The organism is Pandoraea norimbergensis (assembly GCF_001465545.3).
Classification (GTDB): Bacteria; Pseudomonadota; Gammaproteobacteria; order Burkholderiales; family Burkholderiaceae; genus Pandoraea; species Pandoraea norimbergensis.
Map to the genome: position 1 here is coordinate 5,103,949 of NZ_CP013480.3, position 14,698 is coordinate 5,118,646.

General features: G+C 61.7%; 17 protein-coding genes and 1 pseudogene. 6 read left to right on the plus strand and 12 right to left on the minus strand.

What is annotated here, in order from left to right; all coding sequences use genetic code 11:
• Positions 1 to 172: 172 nt before the first annotated feature.
• Positions 173 to 1,117: pseudogene (locus tag AT302_RS22245) on the plus strand (N-acetylmuramoyl-L-alanine amidase); the annotation flags it as partial.
• A gap of 57 nt (positions 1,118 to 1,174) precedes the next feature.
• Here AT302_RS22245 and ubiA read toward each other — a convergent pair.
• The 7 genes from ubiA to AT302_RS28275 all read right to left on the minus strand — a co-directional run bounded on the left by ubiA (position 1,175) and on the right by AT302_RS28275 (position 6,675).
• Positions 1,175 to 2,047 carry a 4-hydroxybenzoate octaprenyltransferase gene (gene ubiA / locus AT302_RS22250; RefSeq protein ID WP_058375886.1) on the minus strand — a complete coding sequence of 291 codons (873 nt, stop codon included), beginning with the start codon at positions 2,045 to 2,047 and terminating at the stop codon, positions 1,175 to 1,177.
• Positions 2,048 to 2,146: 99 nt separating this feature from the next.
• On the minus strand, positions 2,147 to 3,541 hold the full coding sequence (locus AT302_RS22255; protein ID WP_174554619.1) for a 4Fe-4S binding protein: 1,395 nt from the start codon (positions 3,539 to 3,541) through the stop codon (positions 2,147 to 2,149).
• A gap of 142 nt (positions 3,542 to 3,683) precedes the next feature.
• A complete protein-coding gene (locus AT302_RS22260; protein WP_058375887.1) occupies positions 3,684 to 4,520 on the minus strand; it encodes an FTR1 family iron permease in 837 nt (278 codons plus the stop codon).
• A gap of 52 nt (positions 4,521 to 4,572) precedes the next feature.
• Positions 4,573 to 4,896 (minus strand): cupredoxin domain-containing protein, encoded by a 324-nt coding sequence (locus tag AT302_RS22265; RefSeq protein ID WP_058379858.1) that lies wholly within the window; start codon positions 4,894 to 4,896, stop codon positions 4,573 to 4,575.
• Between the two features lie 102 nt (positions 4,897 to 4,998).
• The gene (locus AT302_RS22270; RefSeq protein ID WP_058375888.1) at positions 4,999 to 5,610 is read right to left on the minus strand and encodes an iron transporter; all 612 of its coding nucleotides are present in this window, start codon (positions 5,608 to 5,610) and stop codon (positions 4,999 to 5,001) included.
• A 469-nt stretch (positions 5,611 to 6,079) separates the two neighbouring features.
• Positions 6,080 to 6,541: an Lrp/AsnC family transcriptional regulator gene (locus AT302_RS22275; protein ID WP_058375889.1), complete on the minus strand. Its 462-nt coding sequence runs from the start codon at positions 6,539 to 6,541 to the stop codon at positions 6,080 to 6,082.
• On the minus strand, positions 6,541 to 6,675 hold the full coding sequence (locus tag AT302_RS28275; RefSeq protein ID WP_257786042.1) for a hypothetical protein: 135 nt from the start codon (positions 6,673 to 6,675) through the stop codon (positions 6,541 to 6,543). The genes AT302_RS22275 and AT302_RS28275 overlap by 1 nt, the downstream gene beginning before the upstream one ends.
• 438 nt (positions 6,676 to 7,113) lie before the next feature.
• On the opposite strand from AT302_RS28275, the gene AT302_RS22280 reads away from it, so the two are divergent.
• Genes AT302_RS22280 through AT302_RS22295 form a run of 4 tightly spaced genes read left to right on the plus strand, consistent with a single transcriptional unit; the run spans position 7,114 to position 10,122 of the window.
• Complete coding sequence (locus AT302_RS22280) at positions 7,114 to 7,908, plus strand: amino acid ABC transporter permease (protein ID WP_058375890.1); 795 nt, start codon at positions 7,114 to 7,116, stop codon at positions 7,906 to 7,908.
• Complete coding sequence (locus tag AT302_RS22285; protein ID WP_058375891.1) at positions 7,905 to 8,558, plus strand: amino acid ABC transporter permease; 654 nt, start codon at positions 7,905 to 7,907, stop codon at positions 8,556 to 8,558. Before AT302_RS22280 ends, AT302_RS22285 begins: the two co-directional genes overlap by 4 nt.
• Positions 8,542 to 9,270: an amino acid ABC transporter ATP-binding protein gene (locus AT302_RS22290; protein WP_058375892.1), complete on the plus strand. Its 729-nt coding sequence runs from the start codon at positions 8,542 to 8,544 to the stop codon at positions 9,268 to 9,270. The genes AT302_RS22285 and AT302_RS22290 overlap by 17 nt, the downstream gene beginning before the upstream one ends.
• Before the next feature lie 57 nt (positions 9,271 to 9,327).
• Complete coding sequence (locus AT302_RS22295) at positions 9,328 to 10,122, plus strand: transporter substrate-binding domain-containing protein (protein ID WP_058375893.1); 795 nt, start codon at positions 9,328 to 9,330, stop codon at positions 10,120 to 10,122.
• A 4-nt stretch (positions 10,123 to 10,126) separates the two neighbouring features.
• Here the strand turns inward: AT302_RS22295 and AT302_RS27395 are convergent, their stop codons facing one another.
• From AT302_RS27395 to AT302_RS22305, 3 genes are all read right to left on the minus strand, one after another.
• Positions 10,127 to 10,468 carry a PAAR domain-containing protein gene (locus AT302_RS27395; RefSeq protein ID WP_322788718.1) on the minus strand — a complete coding sequence of 114 codons (342 nt, stop codon included), beginning with the start codon at positions 10,466 to 10,468 and terminating at the stop codon, positions 10,127 to 10,129.
• A gap of 39 nt (positions 10,469 to 10,507) precedes the next feature.
• A complete protein-coding gene (locus AT302_RS22300; RefSeq protein ID WP_058375894.1) occupies positions 10,508 to 12,202 on the minus strand; it encodes a type VI secretion system Vgr family protein in 1,695 nt (564 codons plus the stop codon).
• Between the two features lie 188 nt (positions 12,203 to 12,390).
• A complete protein-coding gene (locus AT302_RS22305; protein ID WP_058375895.1) occupies positions 12,391 to 12,903 on the minus strand; it encodes a DUF6622 family protein in 513 nt (170 codons plus the stop codon).
• Between the two features lie 282 nt (positions 12,904 to 13,185).
• Between AT302_RS22305 and AT302_RS22310 the strand changes: the two genes are divergently transcribed.
• Entirely contained in the window at positions 13,186 to 13,578 is a 393-nt protein-coding gene (locus AT302_RS22310) for a c-type cytochrome (RefSeq protein ID WP_084656394.1), read from the plus strand.
• 6 nt (positions 13,579 to 13,584) lie between these two features.
• On the opposite strand, the gene AT302_RS22315 is transcribed toward AT302_RS22310, so the two are convergent.
• A complete protein-coding gene (locus AT302_RS22315) occupies positions 13,585 to 14,157 on the minus strand; it encodes an isochorismatase family protein (protein WP_058375896.1) in 573 nt (190 codons plus the stop codon).
• Between the two features lie 17 nt (positions 14,158 to 14,174).
• The gene (locus AT302_RS22320) at positions 14,175 to 14,606 is read right to left on the minus strand and encodes a MarR family winged helix-turn-helix transcriptional regulator (protein ID WP_058375897.1); all 432 of its coding nucleotides are present in this window, start codon (positions 14,604 to 14,606) and stop codon (positions 14,175 to 14,177) included.
• Positions 14,607 to 14,698: the final 92 nt, after the last annotated feature.

Below are 14,698 nucleotides of genomic sequence, written 5' to 3' on the forward strand. Positions count from 1 at the left end.
GGCGCGAATGATCGACAGATCACCGCGCCGTTTTTCTTTTCGCACGACGGCTGGACGTCGGCATGGCCGGCGATGCCTCATCACGCTTTCGACGAAAGTCGTTTTCTGCAAGTCGCCGTTGGCGCTGGAACGCTAGTGTTGGCTGACCCAGTTCTGCATAGATGGTCAGCCCATGCGCGAGTGCAAACCCGAAGCCGCTCCTCCGGTTATCCCATCCAATGCGCCGGGATCGCGCCGTCGTGAGTTCTTTGCACGAATTTCCACCCGGGCGGCTGCGATGCTTCTACTGCCGCTGAGCGCATGTACCACGACCGGAAAGACACCTGCCCCGCACGAACCACGCAAACAGCCGGTGCCCTACCGACTCGACGAATCTGTCCACTCCCCGAATCAAACCTCTCGCGTCCGCACGCTGGTGTTGCATTACACCGAGCTTCCCCTCGCCGACTCGTTAGCGACGCTGATCGACCCGATACGAGGCGTCAGTGCCCACTATCTCGTGCCGGCGGCGGCTGAGGAGAGCGGGCAGTTCCGTGTTTATGTGCTGGTGCCCGAATCGCAACTGGCCCGGCACGCGGGTGTGAGCTACTGGCAAGGGGATCGCCCGCTGAACGGGACATCGATCGGCATCGAGATCGTCAATGGCGGCTTTCCGACCGAAGATCGGGATCTTTCGCCGGTCAAGCGCCAGTGGGAGACATTCGACGATGAACAGATTGCCGTCGTCGGCGAACTCGCGGCCGACATTGTGGCGAGACATCGGATTCTGCCGCACAAGGTGGTGGGGCATGCCGACGTGGCCCCCGGACGCAAGGTCGATCCGGGCCCCTTGTTTCCTTGGCGAACGCTGTACGAGCAACACGGCGTCGGCGCATGGCCCGACGATGACACCGTGAACCACTATCGCAACACCTCGCCGTTCGATGGCGATGTCGCCGGCTTGCAAGCGAAGCTACTGGCCTACGGCTATGACGCGCCGCAATCAGGTGAGTTGGATGCGCCAACCACCGACGTCATTTCAGCGTTCCAAATGCACTTTCGACCGGCACGCTACGACGGCGTGCCCGATGCCGAAACGCTCGCTATTCTCGACGCGTTGTTGGAGAAGTATTTCCACTGGCCACGTACGCGCCCACACCCGGTGCAGTTGGCGTAACGGACTCGATGTAAGACCTCAACCGTGCGCCGTCAGCAGGTAATGCCCGCCGATACCGGCGAAGACGGCGGCACCGAGCCAGTTGTTATGACGGAACGCCGCAAAGCACGGCATGCGCTCGCGCTCGCGAATCAGAAAGTAGTGATAGATCGCGCAACCCACCGCCACCGCCATGCCCAGCCAAAACGGCCAGCCGAAGCCCAGATACGCGCCCACACCGGCCTGAATGCCCAACGCCACAACGTAGCAAAGCATGATGGCGGCAACGTCGAAGCGTCCGAAGGTGATGGCGGAAGTCTTGATGCCGATCTTCAGATCGTCGTCGCGATCGACCATCGCGTATTCGGTGTCGTATGCCACCGACCAGAACACGTTGGAGAGCAGCAGAATCCACGCCAGCATCGGCACCTGATCCTGTACCGCCGCAAACGCCATCGGAATACCGAAGCCGAACGCGACGCCCAGATACGCCTGCGGAATCGCCAGAAAACGCTTGGTGAACGGATACGTCCCCGCGACGAACAGCGCCGGAATCGACAGCCACTTGGTCAGCGCATTGAGCGGCAGGATCAACAGAAAGCTCGCCAGCGCCAGCGTCGCTGCGACGGCCACCGCCTCCCACGCGCGAATGCGGCCTGAGGTGATCGGGCGCTCCTGCGTGCGTTTGACGTATTTATCGAAATCGCGGTCGGCGTAATCGTTGATGGCACAACCGGCCGAGCGCATCAGGAAGGTGCCGACGGTGAAGATCACGACGAGCAGCGGATCGGGATGCCCGCTGGAGGCAATCCACAGCGCGGCGAGCGTCGGCCACAGCAGCAGCACGGTGCCGATCGGCTTATCGAGTCGAACGAGTCGGAAGTACAGCGGAAGGCGTTGAGCGAGCAACATGGGCGGCACACAGAGAGACTTGTGGCGACATTGTAGGTCACGCGCCGGATGCCCGCCAAGGCGAGGTTCCGGCCAGCGAGACCTGATTGACCCGTTGGCTTACCAAATCCAGAACATCAGCAGCCAGAGCCAGTTGACCAGCGCCAGCGCCGCCACGATGCCGGCCATGCCGGCCAGACGACGGCCCAGCGTGCTCGCATGGCGGCCCGTCACACGCCAGCCCAGCCACAGGCTCCACAGCGTGGTGGCAGCCAGAATGGTGGCACGCACGTCATTGGCCCAGTACACCGGCAGATGCTCGGCACGCAGCAGGCTGACCGTGGTCGCCGACAGGCCGATGAACACGCCCGCGCCCGCAATCGGAATCAGCGCCTGCACCAGATGATTGAAGCGCGAGGTCTGCCACGAGCCCATCGCCCGGTTGGCCAGCGCAAAGATGATCGTGAAGGCCAATCCGAGCAACACGCCGTTACCAACGATGTAGGCGACGACCAGACCGCCATCGAGCCACGAGAACACGTCGCTCTGATCGGGATAGTTCGTGAATACGAACCACGGCGCATTGGTCTCGAACGGCCACATGATGTTGCGATCGATGAGCCACGACGCAATCGCCGTCTTGACGGTGACGAACCACGGGTTCACGGTCCAGTGAAACGCCCCGATGGCCACGCCGAGCAGGCCGTACATCAGGAGCACGCTGTCCCACACGCTGTTGTTTTCGGTCGCACCGAACTTCACGATTTCTTCGCTCGGCGAACGCCCGGCAAGCTCGATCGCGTCGCGGTGGCCGGCACAGCGGCCGCACATATGGCACTGCGCACCGCCCTTCATATTGCGCAGCGGCACGATGGGCGCGCAATTGACCGGGATGATCTTGTGACCGTTGGTGTGATACGACTGACGCCACGCGTCTTCGTTGACCTTGAAGTGGAACGGCGCGAGGCGCGCCAGCAACGAGAACACACCATTGACCGGGCACAGATACTTGCACCAGACACGCTTGTCGCGCCCGTAGAAGTAGCCGATCACCATCGCACCGATGGTCGAGCCGCCCAGCACGAGCAGCACGGCTTTCGGATACTGATAGACGCTGACCATCTGGCCGTAGAGCGTGGTCCCGGCAAACGCCACGAAGGGCCATCCGCCCCAGCGCATCCAACGCGGAATGGCGCGGCCACGGCCGTGACGGCTGGCGAATTCGGAGAGGGTGCCTTCGGGGCAGAGCACCCCGCACCACACGCGTCCCATCAAGACCATGCTGATGAGCACAAACGGCCACCAGATGCCCCAGAAGGTGAACTGAGCGAAGACGGTGAGGTTGTTGAGAATGTGTGCCGTCTCATCAGGCAACGGCATCATGACCGGCACGCAGATGAGGAATGCATAAACCAAAACGATGCCCCACTGCACGCCGCGGATCAGTTTGCCGTGGCGTTGCATCCAAAGGCCCACGCGGGCCAGCAGGTTCGGGACAGGTATGGCGATGCTCATGCTCAACTCGTGCTTCGGGGGATTGCTTCAGCGGCCTGACGGACTCTTTATCCAGCGTGGTCCGTGCAGGCCGGTCTGGCCAAGTGGCCAATCGGGCGGCTCGTGCCGCCCGAGTACCGCTCACTTACTGCTCACTTACCGCTTATGCAGCTTTAACCTGCTTGGCCGGGGCACCGGCGCGCTTCAACAGCGCCCAGATGAACAGCCAGTACAGCGCATACACCAACAGGTTCATGCCGGCCGGGTGGGCCCGGTAGCCGGTCAGCGTGGCGACCAGACCGCCAAACGGGCTGGTGTCGTCAAGAATCGCGGAAGTATCCCACAGTTGATCGACCAGTGTCGGCACGAGCTCCAGCGAGATCAAGCGGTCGAGACCCGACTCAAGCAAGCCCGCCGCGAGGAACAGCAACATGATTTCCGTCACGCGGAAGAACAGTCGCCACGAGAACACCTTCCCGCCCAGTTGCAACAGCCAGAACGTCAGCAGCGCCAGCACGAAACCGATCACCACGGCCAGCCACATCGTCAGCGGCACACTGCCCTGCTGACCGAAACCGATGCCATACAGGAAGATCGCGGTCTCGCTGCCTTCACGGGCAATCGCCAGCGCCACCAGAATCAGCACACCCCACCAGGTGCCCTGATCGTGCGTTTTCTGTAACGATGACTCCATGTCGCGCTTGAGCGTGCGGCCATGCCGCTTCATCCAGAAGACCATCTGCACGATCAGCACACAGGCGATCAGCACCATGGCGGTCTGGAAGTAGTCCTGCGCGTCGCCCGAGAGCACTTCGGTGAAACCGACCAGCGCGGCACCGAGTGCCACGGCGGCCGCAATCCCGAGGGCTACGCCGGCCCACAGATAGGGCAGGCCGCGCTTGGCGCCGTGCTCGGGGTTGGCCAGCCAGGCATGCAGAATGCCTACGACCAGCAGTGCCTCAACGCTTTCGCGCCAGACGATGAACATGACCTGACCCATCGTGCAATTCCTTTAGTGTTGCTCGTTGATACTTGTTGATGCTTGCTGATACTTACTTGGCGACGATCACGCCTTGTGCCTGCTGATGGAAGTCGTCGAAAAACTTGTACTCGCCCGGTTGCAGCGGCGCGATCACGACAAACGACTGCGCGCCCGGTGCGAGCACCTTTTCCTTGCGCAGTTGCAGGCTCTCGAACTCGACCGCGTTCGTGCCGGTGTTATGCACTTCGATCTTGATACGCTTGCCGGCCGGCACTTCGATGCGGGCGGGGTTGAGCTTGCCGTTGTTCATTTCCAGCTTGAACGTGGGAAGTTCGTCCGCGCGGGCAAGCGAGGGGCCGCCGAGTGCGAACAACGTGGCCAGCACGGCCATCATCGTGGCCAGCAGGCGCGCGATGCGCTGAATCATCCTTCATGCTCCAAATGAAAACAGCGTCGACCCGCCAACAGGCCAACGCTGCATCAAGATAGTCCGGGCTTAGTAGCCGCCCTTCTTGCCAATACCGCTGAACGTGAATTCGACGGTCTTCGTGATCGGCTTGAACCACGGACCCACGCCGGTTTCCTTGTCGACGTGACGGCCGAAGCACCACGGGCCCATGCCGCCGTGGGCAGCGTGCGCGCCCGATGCAGCCATCGCACCGGCGCCCATCTTGCAACCGAATTCGGCCAGCGTGCCCGGGGCATTCACCACCATCGTCAGCGTGTACTTGCCCACGCCGTCGAGCTTCACGTTGTCGCCGTAGTGCGGGCCATCGCTCGCGACCATCGGCATCATCAGACCTTCGATAACCTTCGCGCTACCGGCCTTCTGGAGCTTGTACGTGATTTCCAGACCCGGAATCCAGTCGCCTTCGGCGTAACCGTTCGGGTTCTTGGCCACGGCGTGAATATCTGCCTCGAGGTGGATATCCGACTTCTTGGCATCGTTCATCATGCCGGCCGGTTCCATCGTGATCGGTTGCAGATAAACGGTGTTGATTTCCATGCCTGCCGTGACCAGCGGCTTACCGATCGGAAACTCGGCGGCTTGCGCCAGGGTCGCCGCACCGGCGAGCAGCACCGCTGCCACGAGGGATTTCACGCGCATACAAACTCCAGAATGTGAGGAAGTTAATGCAAATTATTCTCAATAAGTTTAGCACTATCGCCACTACCCGACAAACCTGAAGTCGACGCTCCATGGGGTATTGCGGGGATTGAGAAGACGATCGGGACGCATTTTGCCCCATTTTTGCGCAGCGCTGGAACGCCTCGCTTCCGGCAGCGCGCCAACGTTGCGCACTGGCCAAATTCTCGGGGACGCCCGGCAGGCGCGGGGTTGGCCGCGACAGCAAGCCGTCGCGCCTTGCGGCGGCGCGCCAACGAGGCGCGTTCACCGCGGCATGGCGTCGCAGATTTCTTAGCAAACAGCCGCTTGGCGTTTACGGAAAATTACCAAGCCTGCGGAAAATCCCAAACGAGATAGCCAAACCGTCCTGCCCGATTGCCGGTCGACACCTTAGCGCCTAATTCTTAGCACCGAATTAGCACTGAATTAGGAATGGATCGGCGCCGGATCAGGGCAACACGCCACCCCGGTCGATCTTCCGGGCGAGTACCACCGACGTGGTGGTACGCGTCACGCCGTCGATCTCGCCGATGGTGTCGAGCAGCGCGTCGAGTTGATCGGGCGAGGCCGCGTGCAACCACGCCACGTAGTCGAACTCGCCGCTGACGGTACAAAGCAGATGAATCTCCGGCATCTTGTCGAGCCGCCTCTGAACATCGCGCCCCGAGCGCGGTTGCACGCTGATGCCTACGCACGCCTGCAAGCCGCCACCCACGGCGTCCTGCCCGAGCCGCACGGTGTAGCCAGCGATCACGCCCGCGCGTTCAAGCCGTCCGATGCGTGCCAGCACGGTCGTGCGCGCCACACCGAGCCGGCGCGCGAGATTGGCCGCACTTTCGCGGGCGTTCACGCGCAACAGCGCGAGCAGACTCCGGTCGAGTTCGTCGAGCGGTGTGGCAGACAGGGCCATCAGACCTCGCCTTGCGACGCAACGTCGCCATGGCACTTCAGTGGAATCTGCCAACAGCCGCGCTCGGCGCTACGCCGCGCAAACACCGCAGTCGTTGATCTCAGGGCGAGGGGCTTGCGGTCGGTGGTGTTCATGACGGACTCGGCAGGTGCGCGGACCCAATCGAGGCCCGCGAGCGATAAAGCGCAATTATAAAAGGTCCCTCGCCGGGCGGCACCCGGCATCTCCCCTCGCCGCCGCTATCACGCTTCGCCTGCCTTTCTCAAACCAAGAGATACGATGACATGGCAAAAACACGTCCCCGTCAACCGATCGTTGAAGCCGCCTCACAGGCACGTCGCACCCCCGCCGTACGGTATCCGGAGCGACTTACCCCTAGTCCTATCAAGGCCATAGCCTCGGGTATCCCCGCAAGCCCATGCTATTGACAACGCGGAATACCGATGCGCAAAATCACATCACTTATATGACGACGTACAAGAAAGACCCTCCAGCGCGATCGCGGTTGTCATCACCGTGAAAGCACTACCTGGCGCGTCGGCCCCGAACGTCACCGGAGACAGGCGTTAGCCATGCATTTTTCGTTGAATTTCGCCCCACTGGTCCCTTATTGGCCAGTTTTCCTGGAGGGCGCGTGGCTCACGCTGAAGATGACGGTGTTGTCCGTGATCATCGGCACGGCACTCGGCACACTCGTGGCGTTCGCCAAACGAAGCCGTTACCGCCTGTTGTCGCGTCTGTGCGCCATCTACATCGAGTCGGTGCGCAACACCCCGTTCCTCGTCCAGATCTTCCTTCTCTATTTCGGGCTCGCGAGTCTGGGCATTCACATGCCCACGTTCGCTGCGGCGGTCATCGCGATGGTCATCAACATCGGTGCCTACGCGGCAGAGATCATCCGCGCGGGCATCGAGTCCGTGCCGCGCGGCCAGATCGAGGCGGCCGAGTGTCTGGGCTTGTCGAAATGGCGCATCGCGTGGCACGTGATGCTGCAACCGGCCATCGAGAAGGTGTACCCCGCGCTCACGACGCAGTTCATTTTGATGATGCAGGCCTCGGCCATGGCGTCGCAGATTTCTGCCGAAGAGCTCACCGCCGTCGCCAACACGGTGCAGTCGGACACGTTTCGCTCGCTCGAAACCTACATCGTCGTGGCCGTGCTCTATGTGGCGCTTTCGCTGTTGGTGAAGCTCGTCGCGTGGGCGTTCGGCGAATACCTCTTCAAGCGCCGCCGCACCGTGCGACGCGCGGCTGCCCAGACAGCACAGGCTGCACGTCGTCGCGCGACAGCCGCCCGCGTGGCCGCCGCAAACCCGGGCAGCGCGACCAACACGAGCGGCACCCCCGCGCAACGGAGCGCGTCATGATCGGCAGTTTTTCGTGGACCTATCTGGGCTATCTCGTGCAGTCGATCGGCTGGACGCTGGTGCTCTCGCTGATCGCGTTCGTGCTCGGCAGCGCGGGCGGCTTTCTGGTGATGCTCGCGCGCATCTCGCCGCGTCGCTGGCTGCGCTTGCCGGCGCAAGTTTTCATCGAAGCGATTCAGGGCATACCGCTGCTGATTCTGCTGTTCATCGTGTATTTCGGCCTGTCGGCGTATGGCTTCGAATTGCCCGCCATCGCGGCCGCAGCGCTCGCGCTGATGGTCTACACGAGCGCGTATCTGGGCGACATCTGGCGCGGCTGTGTGGAAGCGATGCCGCCCGCGCAGTGGGAGGCGGCCGAGTGCCTGTCGTTCACGCGCTGGCAGACGTTGCGTCTCGTGATCATTCCGCAGGCCATCCGTTTGTCGCTGCCGCCCACGATCGGCTTTCTGGTGCAGATCATCAAGATGACGTCGCTGGCGTCGGTGATCGGTTTCGTTGAACTCACGCGGGCCGGCCAGATCATCAACAACTCGATTTTCCAGCCCTTCCTCGTGTTCTCGCTGGTGGGGGTGTTTTATTTCGTGCTGTGCTACCCACTCTCCCGCTGGAGCGCTGCACTGGAGGACAGGCTCAATGTCGGCAATCGTTAAGGTCAACCAGATTCACAAGCGCTTCGGCGACAACCCGGTGCTCAAGGGCGTGTCGTTCGAAGTGGAGCGCGGCAAGATGGTCGCGATCATCGGCGCGAGCGGTTCGGGCAAGAGTACGGCGCTGCGCTGTATCGACCGGCTGGAGACGATTGACGAAGGCTCCATCGAAGTGTGCGGTATTCGCGTCGAAGATCCGAAGATCGACCTGCACGAATTGCGCCGCGAAGTCGGCATCGTCTTTCAGAGCTACAACCTGTTTCCGCACCTGAGCGTGCGCGAGAACATCATGCTCGCGCTGCGTCATGTGAAGCGCATGCCGCGCAGCGAAGCCGAAACCGTCGCCAAGCGTGTGCTCGCGCAAGTGGGCCTCGCGGAAAAAGCCGACAGCTACCCGGAACAGCTCTCGGGCGGACAACAGCAACGTGTGGCCATTGCGCGTTCGTTAGCGATGTCACCGAAGGTCATGTTGTTCGATGAAGTGACCTCCGCGCTCGACCCGCAACTCACCGGCGAAGTGCTGCGCGTGATGGAAGATCTCGCCGCCGGCGGCATGACGATGTTGCTGGTCACGCACGAGATGGCGTTCGCGAAGCGCGTGGCCGATCAGATCATTTACATGCATCAGGGCAAGGTCTGGGAAGTCGGTCCGGGTGAAATGCTCGACGACCCGAAAACGCCCGAACTGCGCGCGTTCCTCGCCAATGGCCTGTGAGCGCACGCGTATCCGCTAGTCGCAGTTGACAACACATCACTCTAAGGAGACCACTGCATGAAACTCAAGACGATCCTCACTCAGGCCTGTGCCGCCCTTGTGCTCGGCGCGATGGCGCACGCTGCGCTGGCCGATCAGCTCGACGACATCAAGAAGGCGGGCAAGATTCGCGTCGCGATTGCCATGGGCACGCCGCTGTTCTCGTTTGCCGATGCGAACCTGCAACCGGCGGGATCGGACGTCGAGACGGCACAACTGCTCGCCAAGGATCTCGGCGTGAAGCTCGACATCGTCTCGGTGACCAATGCTGCACGCGTGCCGACGCTGCAAGCCAACCGTGCCGACGTCGTAGTGGCCGATCTGTCGATCACGCCCGAGCGCGCAAAGGTTATCGATTTCTCGGTGCCGTACGCGGTGATCTCGATCATTGTCGGTGGCCCGAAGGACATCGCCATCAAGAACTATGCCGACCTGAACGGCAAACGCATCGGCCTGACGCGCGCCACCGTCAACGACACCGAGACCACGCAAAATGCCAAGGGCGCGCAGATCGTGCGCTATGAAGACGACTCGACGCTGATTACGTCGATGGTCACGGGACAGGTGGATATCTTCTCGAGCACGCCGTCGAATCTGGCCGAGATGGTCAAGCGCGCGCCGACCAAGAACCTTGAGTTCAAGTTTATGCAGAAAGACTTCGATCTCGGCATCGCACTCAACAAGGATCAACCGCGCCTGAAAGAGTGGATCAACGAGTGGGTGAAGACCAATATGAAGAACGGCAAACTCAACGCGATCTACAAGAAGTACCACGGTCGCGATCTGCCGGACAGCGTGACGAAGGCGTCGTAACGCGCTATGTGCGGGTGCCGCTGCGAGATTGCGAAGCGATCAATCGTGGATGAGGATCGCAGCGGCACACACACCAGTCGCCACTTAGCGCCGTTTGTCGGCCATTCGGCCCGAGATCCGGGATACGGTCTCCGATGCAGACGATCTTCCCCGTGGTCTCGCACGTTTGACAATAGACTGCATCGCCTTCGTAAGCGATCGCTCTTCCATCGAGAAGATCGTTGCACGAGGGAGCTATCACACGGCCGCGCGCCGTTGTCGTGTCACCATCGCATATGTCGTGACGTGGGGTCATTCGGGGTTTCTCTGGAAGGTGATAAGAGTGCGCCGTCACCCAGCACCGCATGTGGACATGCCTCACCGGCGGTGCGCATTGCGCTCAATCCTACGTGGGCGAGAACGCCGCCTGCCGAGACGATGCGGCACGAGACACAGCGGCTGATGCGGCGTCCGGCTGCGACGCGGGCTTGATGTCCCACGGCAGGTCCATGATTCGGCGCGGCCTGAGATAGCTGCTGGCGTCGAAGTCGCGAAACCCTGCCCGCGAATCGTGAATGTGGTGATCGAAGAAACGCAGCAGGTTGGGCGACAGCGTTGGCGGGTTACCGTGCTCGGTCGCCACCTTGATGTGCTCGCACCCATCCCGGTCATCCATTTGGAGCGTGTTGTTCGTGCGCGTGCGCAGCGTGTTGCGTGTTCCCCATGGATAGCCAGCGACGATGGGATCGGTCGCCTCGGCTGTGTGCAACACCTGACTGATGTAGGGCAGATCCGGGTTGCCCCAGAGAAAGCCCACCGTCACGACAGTGCCTTCGACCAATCCGAAGTGAAAGCCTGTCTGACCCGCACCAGCGAACGGCTTCGCCAGGCGCATCGGACAACTCTCGAGTCCGGGCACTCTTTCATCGCGATCGGGGTGCAGGTGCACGGTGTAGCGGCCCTGCTCATCGAGGTATGGGCCCACATACCGATCTGGCGCAGCAATGGTGCCCGTAATGACACCGTCGATTCGAGGCCACGACTGCTCCCTCAACGGCAGACGATAGAGACGCTCAGCAGGCATCGCCGTGAATTCGACGGTGTACGCCGCCGTACGCGAGGCCCGGCATATCACACGCACCGCGAGCAAGCCGTGCGGTGCATCCGGTAACTCGCGATTGGAGAGTTTGAGCACCGCCGCTGGTGAAAGGTCGAGCACGTCGCCGGTGCCACGATATTCCACCTGCGCAGCCATTGCCGCCTCATGCCGCAAGTTCGCCTCTTCTTCCGCCTCTTGCTGCATCAGGCCCGGGGTGCCCCAGTGATGCGCTTCCCCGTAGGTAGTCTCGTCACCATGACGCGTCTTCTCGCCATTGGCGGTGTCCGACGTCGCCTGCTCGGGGTTGTAGGTCCGCACGCTGTGCGTTTTTGGAACGGTGGTCGCATACATGGCAAGCGTTTGCACCGACTCGGCACCACCGCTATCCAAGTTGCCGTGTTCCAGATAGGGGACATCCAGTGCCGCGTCTCGTCGATAGTGCGTGAGGTCGTCACAGAAACGAACGCGTTCGCAATGTTTGCCCGCTTCGCAAACGAACCAGATACCCGTGCGTCGACACAGCCGAGTGATAAACGCGAGATCGTCCTCTTCCCACTGCATGACGAATGCCGACTTTCGATAGTGCTTCGTCAGCGCCAGTTCGAAGTCCGCCTGAAGCTGATCGAAACCGTGCTCACGCAGTATCTGGCGAATAATCTCCGGAATGCTCCTGTCCAGAAAGAACCGACACTTCGGCGTATTGCGAAGCAGAGCGAGACGCGACTCAAGTACCACCTCGTAAGTCGACTGATCGCGACCTGTCTTCAATAGCGCGAACCCGGTAACCACGCCGTGCACGCGATGCTCCGGTTCCGGTCGTGATCGGGGGTGACGCAATCGCGGTTGCACGAGCAACGCGGCTGCCTTGTTCAGATAGTCCGTACGAGAGAGATCGTGCTGCTCATGAGTGAACCGGACCACGAACTTCGTCGGTTCGCCGATGGCGCGCATACCTTCGAAGTCGAGAATATCGGCAAGCGCCGCGCTGTGGGCTTGCGGCATGTCCAATCGGTAACACTGATGGGCGCCTGGCGTGCTTTTGCCCGCGCGATCGGACACTTCGGGAAAAGACTCAGTGGGGATCAACCGGATGCCTCGTTATATGCGCTTGGGGAATGTCTTGCGCACTGTAGGTGAAACATCCGGTGATCGATATGGGACAAGACGCAAATGCGAGATGTCCTATTTTTTTAAGACACCAACGTCACCGCCTTGCTATCGGCCAGCCGAATCGCACGGCGAACCGCCAATCCTCTGCCGAGGAATACGCCGGTGAATGCGCCGTAGGCAAGGCTGATCCACGCGGCAAAACTGCCTTGTTCGTGCAGCGCCGGATGTATGGCCAGTTGCACCGCCACGGCAAATTTCATCGCGAAGATTGCGAGCATCCATACCAACGGCATCCAGCTTCCCGGCACGAGCACCCTGCGTGTCTCAGGCAGCCAGCGCACGTCTCCCCAGATACCCAACGCGGCACGCATCACCACGACGATCACCACCGCGCTGGTCCACGCGATCAAAGACGGCGTGCTCGCACCAAACGTGTTCGCGACGCCATACGCCGAAAACAACGTCATGGCGACGGGCATCGCCAGTGCCGCCCACAAGGGCTTTTTCTGGGTGCGTGTCGCCGACAGGCCCAGCGCCACCAGCGCCAGAAACAGAACCCCGACCCACGTCGGGACATGTGACAGAAACGTCATCGCAACTCTCCGGAAAATGACCGCTCAGCGGCGGCGATGACCGAAGCATCGGAGATTGCGAAACACTTCTCGATGGAGATGCGACGAATGGCAGCGGCCGGGCGCGAGTGGCGATCAAGTTGCGTGAATGGCGGGAGTGGCGGGAGTGGCGCTAGGCAGCACCGCGACACGATGTCGCAACGCCAGGCGGCAGAATCGCTGGCCCCGAAATTTAGAACGCGGTAACTTAACGCCTTGCCCGCACGACGCCTGTCGCGTAACCCTCTCAACTCCCGTTCGCCGATGACCCGTTTTCCCCTGCCTGTTTCCGCCACGCGCACCCTGCTGCTCCTGATGCTGGCGGCCGCTTCACCAGCCTTTGCTGCGGGCGATATTGCAGAGGGAAAAACGCTCTTCACGTCGCGCTGTTCGTCGTGCCACTCGGTGGGCCCGATGGCGAGTTCGGGGTTCGGCCCGCAACTGAACGCGATCGCGGGCCGTCACGCAGGCAGCCTGAAGGATTTTGAGTATTCGAACGCGATGAAACAGTCAGGCATCGTCTGGGATGACAAATCGCTCGCCGCCTTCATCGAGAACCCGGGCAAAGTGGTGCCCGGGACCAAGATGCGCTTCTGGGGCATCAGCAATCCGCGCAAGATCGCGGACTTGCTGGCCTATCTGCACACGTTCAAATAATACGGTTCAGCCATCGACGCGCTGCGCTAGTGCGTTAAGCACCTCGGCAGTGGTCGTCGTCTCGCCGAGGCGCGGGAAGATTTTCTCGACGCTGTGCTCGTGAGAGACGAGATTCAGGTCGGTCATCGCGTCGAGCACCAGCGCCACGTTGTAGCCGAACTCGTGCGCATTGCGCGCGGTGGACTCCACGCCAATGCTCGTGGAAATACCGGCGAGCACCACCTGCGTGACACCGCGACGGCGCAGAAACTGGTCGAGCGACGTGCCGTAAAACGCCCCCCATTGCCGCTTGGTGACCGTGTGATCATCCGGCTGCTGTTCGAGCTCGGGAATGAGCTCGGCCCAATCGGCGGGAAGTCCTGCGTGCTTCGGGGCGTCGGTGCGGCCCGGCGGCAGACCGGCAACATTCACCAGCACCACCGGCAGACCTTTGGCGCGAAAGGCACGCAACAACGCGACGTTGTTGGCCGTGATATCGGCGACAGGGTGAGCGGTCGGCAGTCTGACGATGCCCTTCTGCATGTCGATGACGACAAGCGCGGGCAGGCCGGGACGGGAATCGAGTTGTGAGAGTGGCATCGCGGGTTTGATGTGTTTCAAGAGTTGCCGAGTCGGCGAATGAGGTCGACCGCAGAGACGAGCGTCTTGCGTTCGGCCGGCGTGAAATCAGCGACGGCATGCATCAGCCAGTCGTGTTTGGCGAGCCGCACCTTGCGCCGCGTCTCGCGGCCGTCGTCGGTGAGCGAAACGAGCATCTGACGGCCATCGTCCGGGTGCGGATACCGCCGGACGAGCCCTTCCGCCTCCATGACCGCCAACGTGCCGCCCATCGACTGCGGTTTCACGGCTTCGGCACGGGCGAGATCGGCGGTCGTCATCGGGCCCGCCTCTTCAAGGCGCGCCATGACGGCCACTTGCGACCAGCTCAGTTCACGAGTGTTGGTCACCGCCCGCAGGCGGCGCATGAGTTGGCCCATCACCGGCAACAGGTCGGCGATAGCGCTTTCGGATTCGTTGGGGACAGTCATGGACGGAGCATAGAACTCAGAAGGTCAACTTGCAAGTTAACCTTCCAATCTCATGGCACCGTTGAAGAAAGCTACGCTGGCGGCTTCAGAAG

What these genes read in the sequence shown, in the direction of transcription:
- AT302_RS22295 (WP_058375893.1), top strand. Translation starts at nt 9,328, where the DNA reads ATGAAACTCAAGACGATCCTCACTCAGGCCTGTGCCGCCCTTGTGCTC.
- AT302_RS28275 (WP_257786042.1), bottom strand. Translation starts at nt 6,675, where the DNA reads ATGAACACCACCGACCGCAAGCCCCTCGCCCTGAGATCAACGACTGCG.
- AT302_RS22300 (WP_058375894.1), bottom strand. Translation starts at nt 12,202, where the DNA reads ATGCCGCAAGCCCACAGCGCGGCGCTTGCCGATATTCTCGACTTCGAA.
- AT302_RS22265 (WP_058379858.1), bottom strand. Translation starts at nt 4,896, where the DNA reads ATGATGGCCGTGCTGGCCACGTTGTTCGCACTCGGCGGCCCCTCGCTT.
- AT302_RS22305 (WP_058375895.1), bottom strand. Translation starts at nt 12,903, where the DNA reads ATGACGTTTCTGTCACATGTCCCGACGTGGGTCGGGGTTCTGTTTCTG.
- AT302_RS22290 (WP_058375892.1), top strand. Translation starts at nt 8,542, where the DNA reads ATGTCGGCAATCGTTAAGGTCAACCAGATTCACAAGCGCTTCGGCGAC.
- AT302_RS22275 (WP_058375889.1), bottom strand. Translation starts at nt 6,541, where the DNA reads ATGGCCCTGTCTGCCACACCGCTCGACGAACTCGACCGGAGTCTGCTC.
- AT302_RS27395 (WP_322788718.1), bottom strand. Translation starts at nt 10,468, where the DNA reads ATGCGGTGCTGGGTGACGGCGCACTCTTATCACCTTCCAGAGAAACCC.
- AT302_RS22280 (WP_058375890.1), top strand. Translation starts at nt 7,114, where the DNA reads ATGCATTTTTCGTTGAATTTCGCCCCACTGGTCCCTTATTGGCCAGTT.
- AT302_RS22255 (WP_174554619.1), bottom strand. Translation starts at nt 3,541, where the DNA reads ATGAGCATCGCCATACCTGTCCCGAACCTGCTGGCCCGCGTGGGCCTT.
- AT302_RS22310 (WP_084656394.1), top strand. Translation starts at nt 13,186, where the DNA reads ATGACCCGTTTTCCCCTGCCTGTTTCCGCCACGCGCACCCTGCTGCTC.
- AT302_RS22260 (WP_058375887.1), bottom strand. Translation starts at nt 4,520, where the DNA reads ATGGGTCAGGTCATGTTCATCGTCTGGCGCGAAAGCGTTGAGGCACTG.
- AT302_RS22315 (WP_058375896.1), bottom strand. Translation starts at nt 14,157, where the DNA reads ATGCCACTCTCACAACTCGATTCCCGTCCCGGCCTGCCCGCGCTTGTC.
- AT302_RS22320 (WP_058375897.1), bottom strand. Translation starts at nt 14,606, where the DNA reads ATGACTGTCCCCAACGAATCCGAAAGCGCTATCGCCGACCTGTTGCCG.
- AT302_RS22285 (WP_058375891.1), top strand. Translation starts at nt 7,905, where the DNA reads ATGATCGGCAGTTTTTCGTGGACCTATCTGGGCTATCTCGTGCAGTCG.
- ubiA (WP_058375886.1), bottom strand. Translation starts at nt 2,047, where the DNA reads ATGTTGCTCGCTCAACGCCTTCCGCTGTACTTCCGACTCGTTCGACTC.
- AT302_RS22270 (WP_058375888.1), bottom strand. Translation starts at nt 5,610, where the DNA reads ATGCGCGTGAAATCCCTCGTGGCAGCGGTGCTGCTCGCCGGTGCGGCG.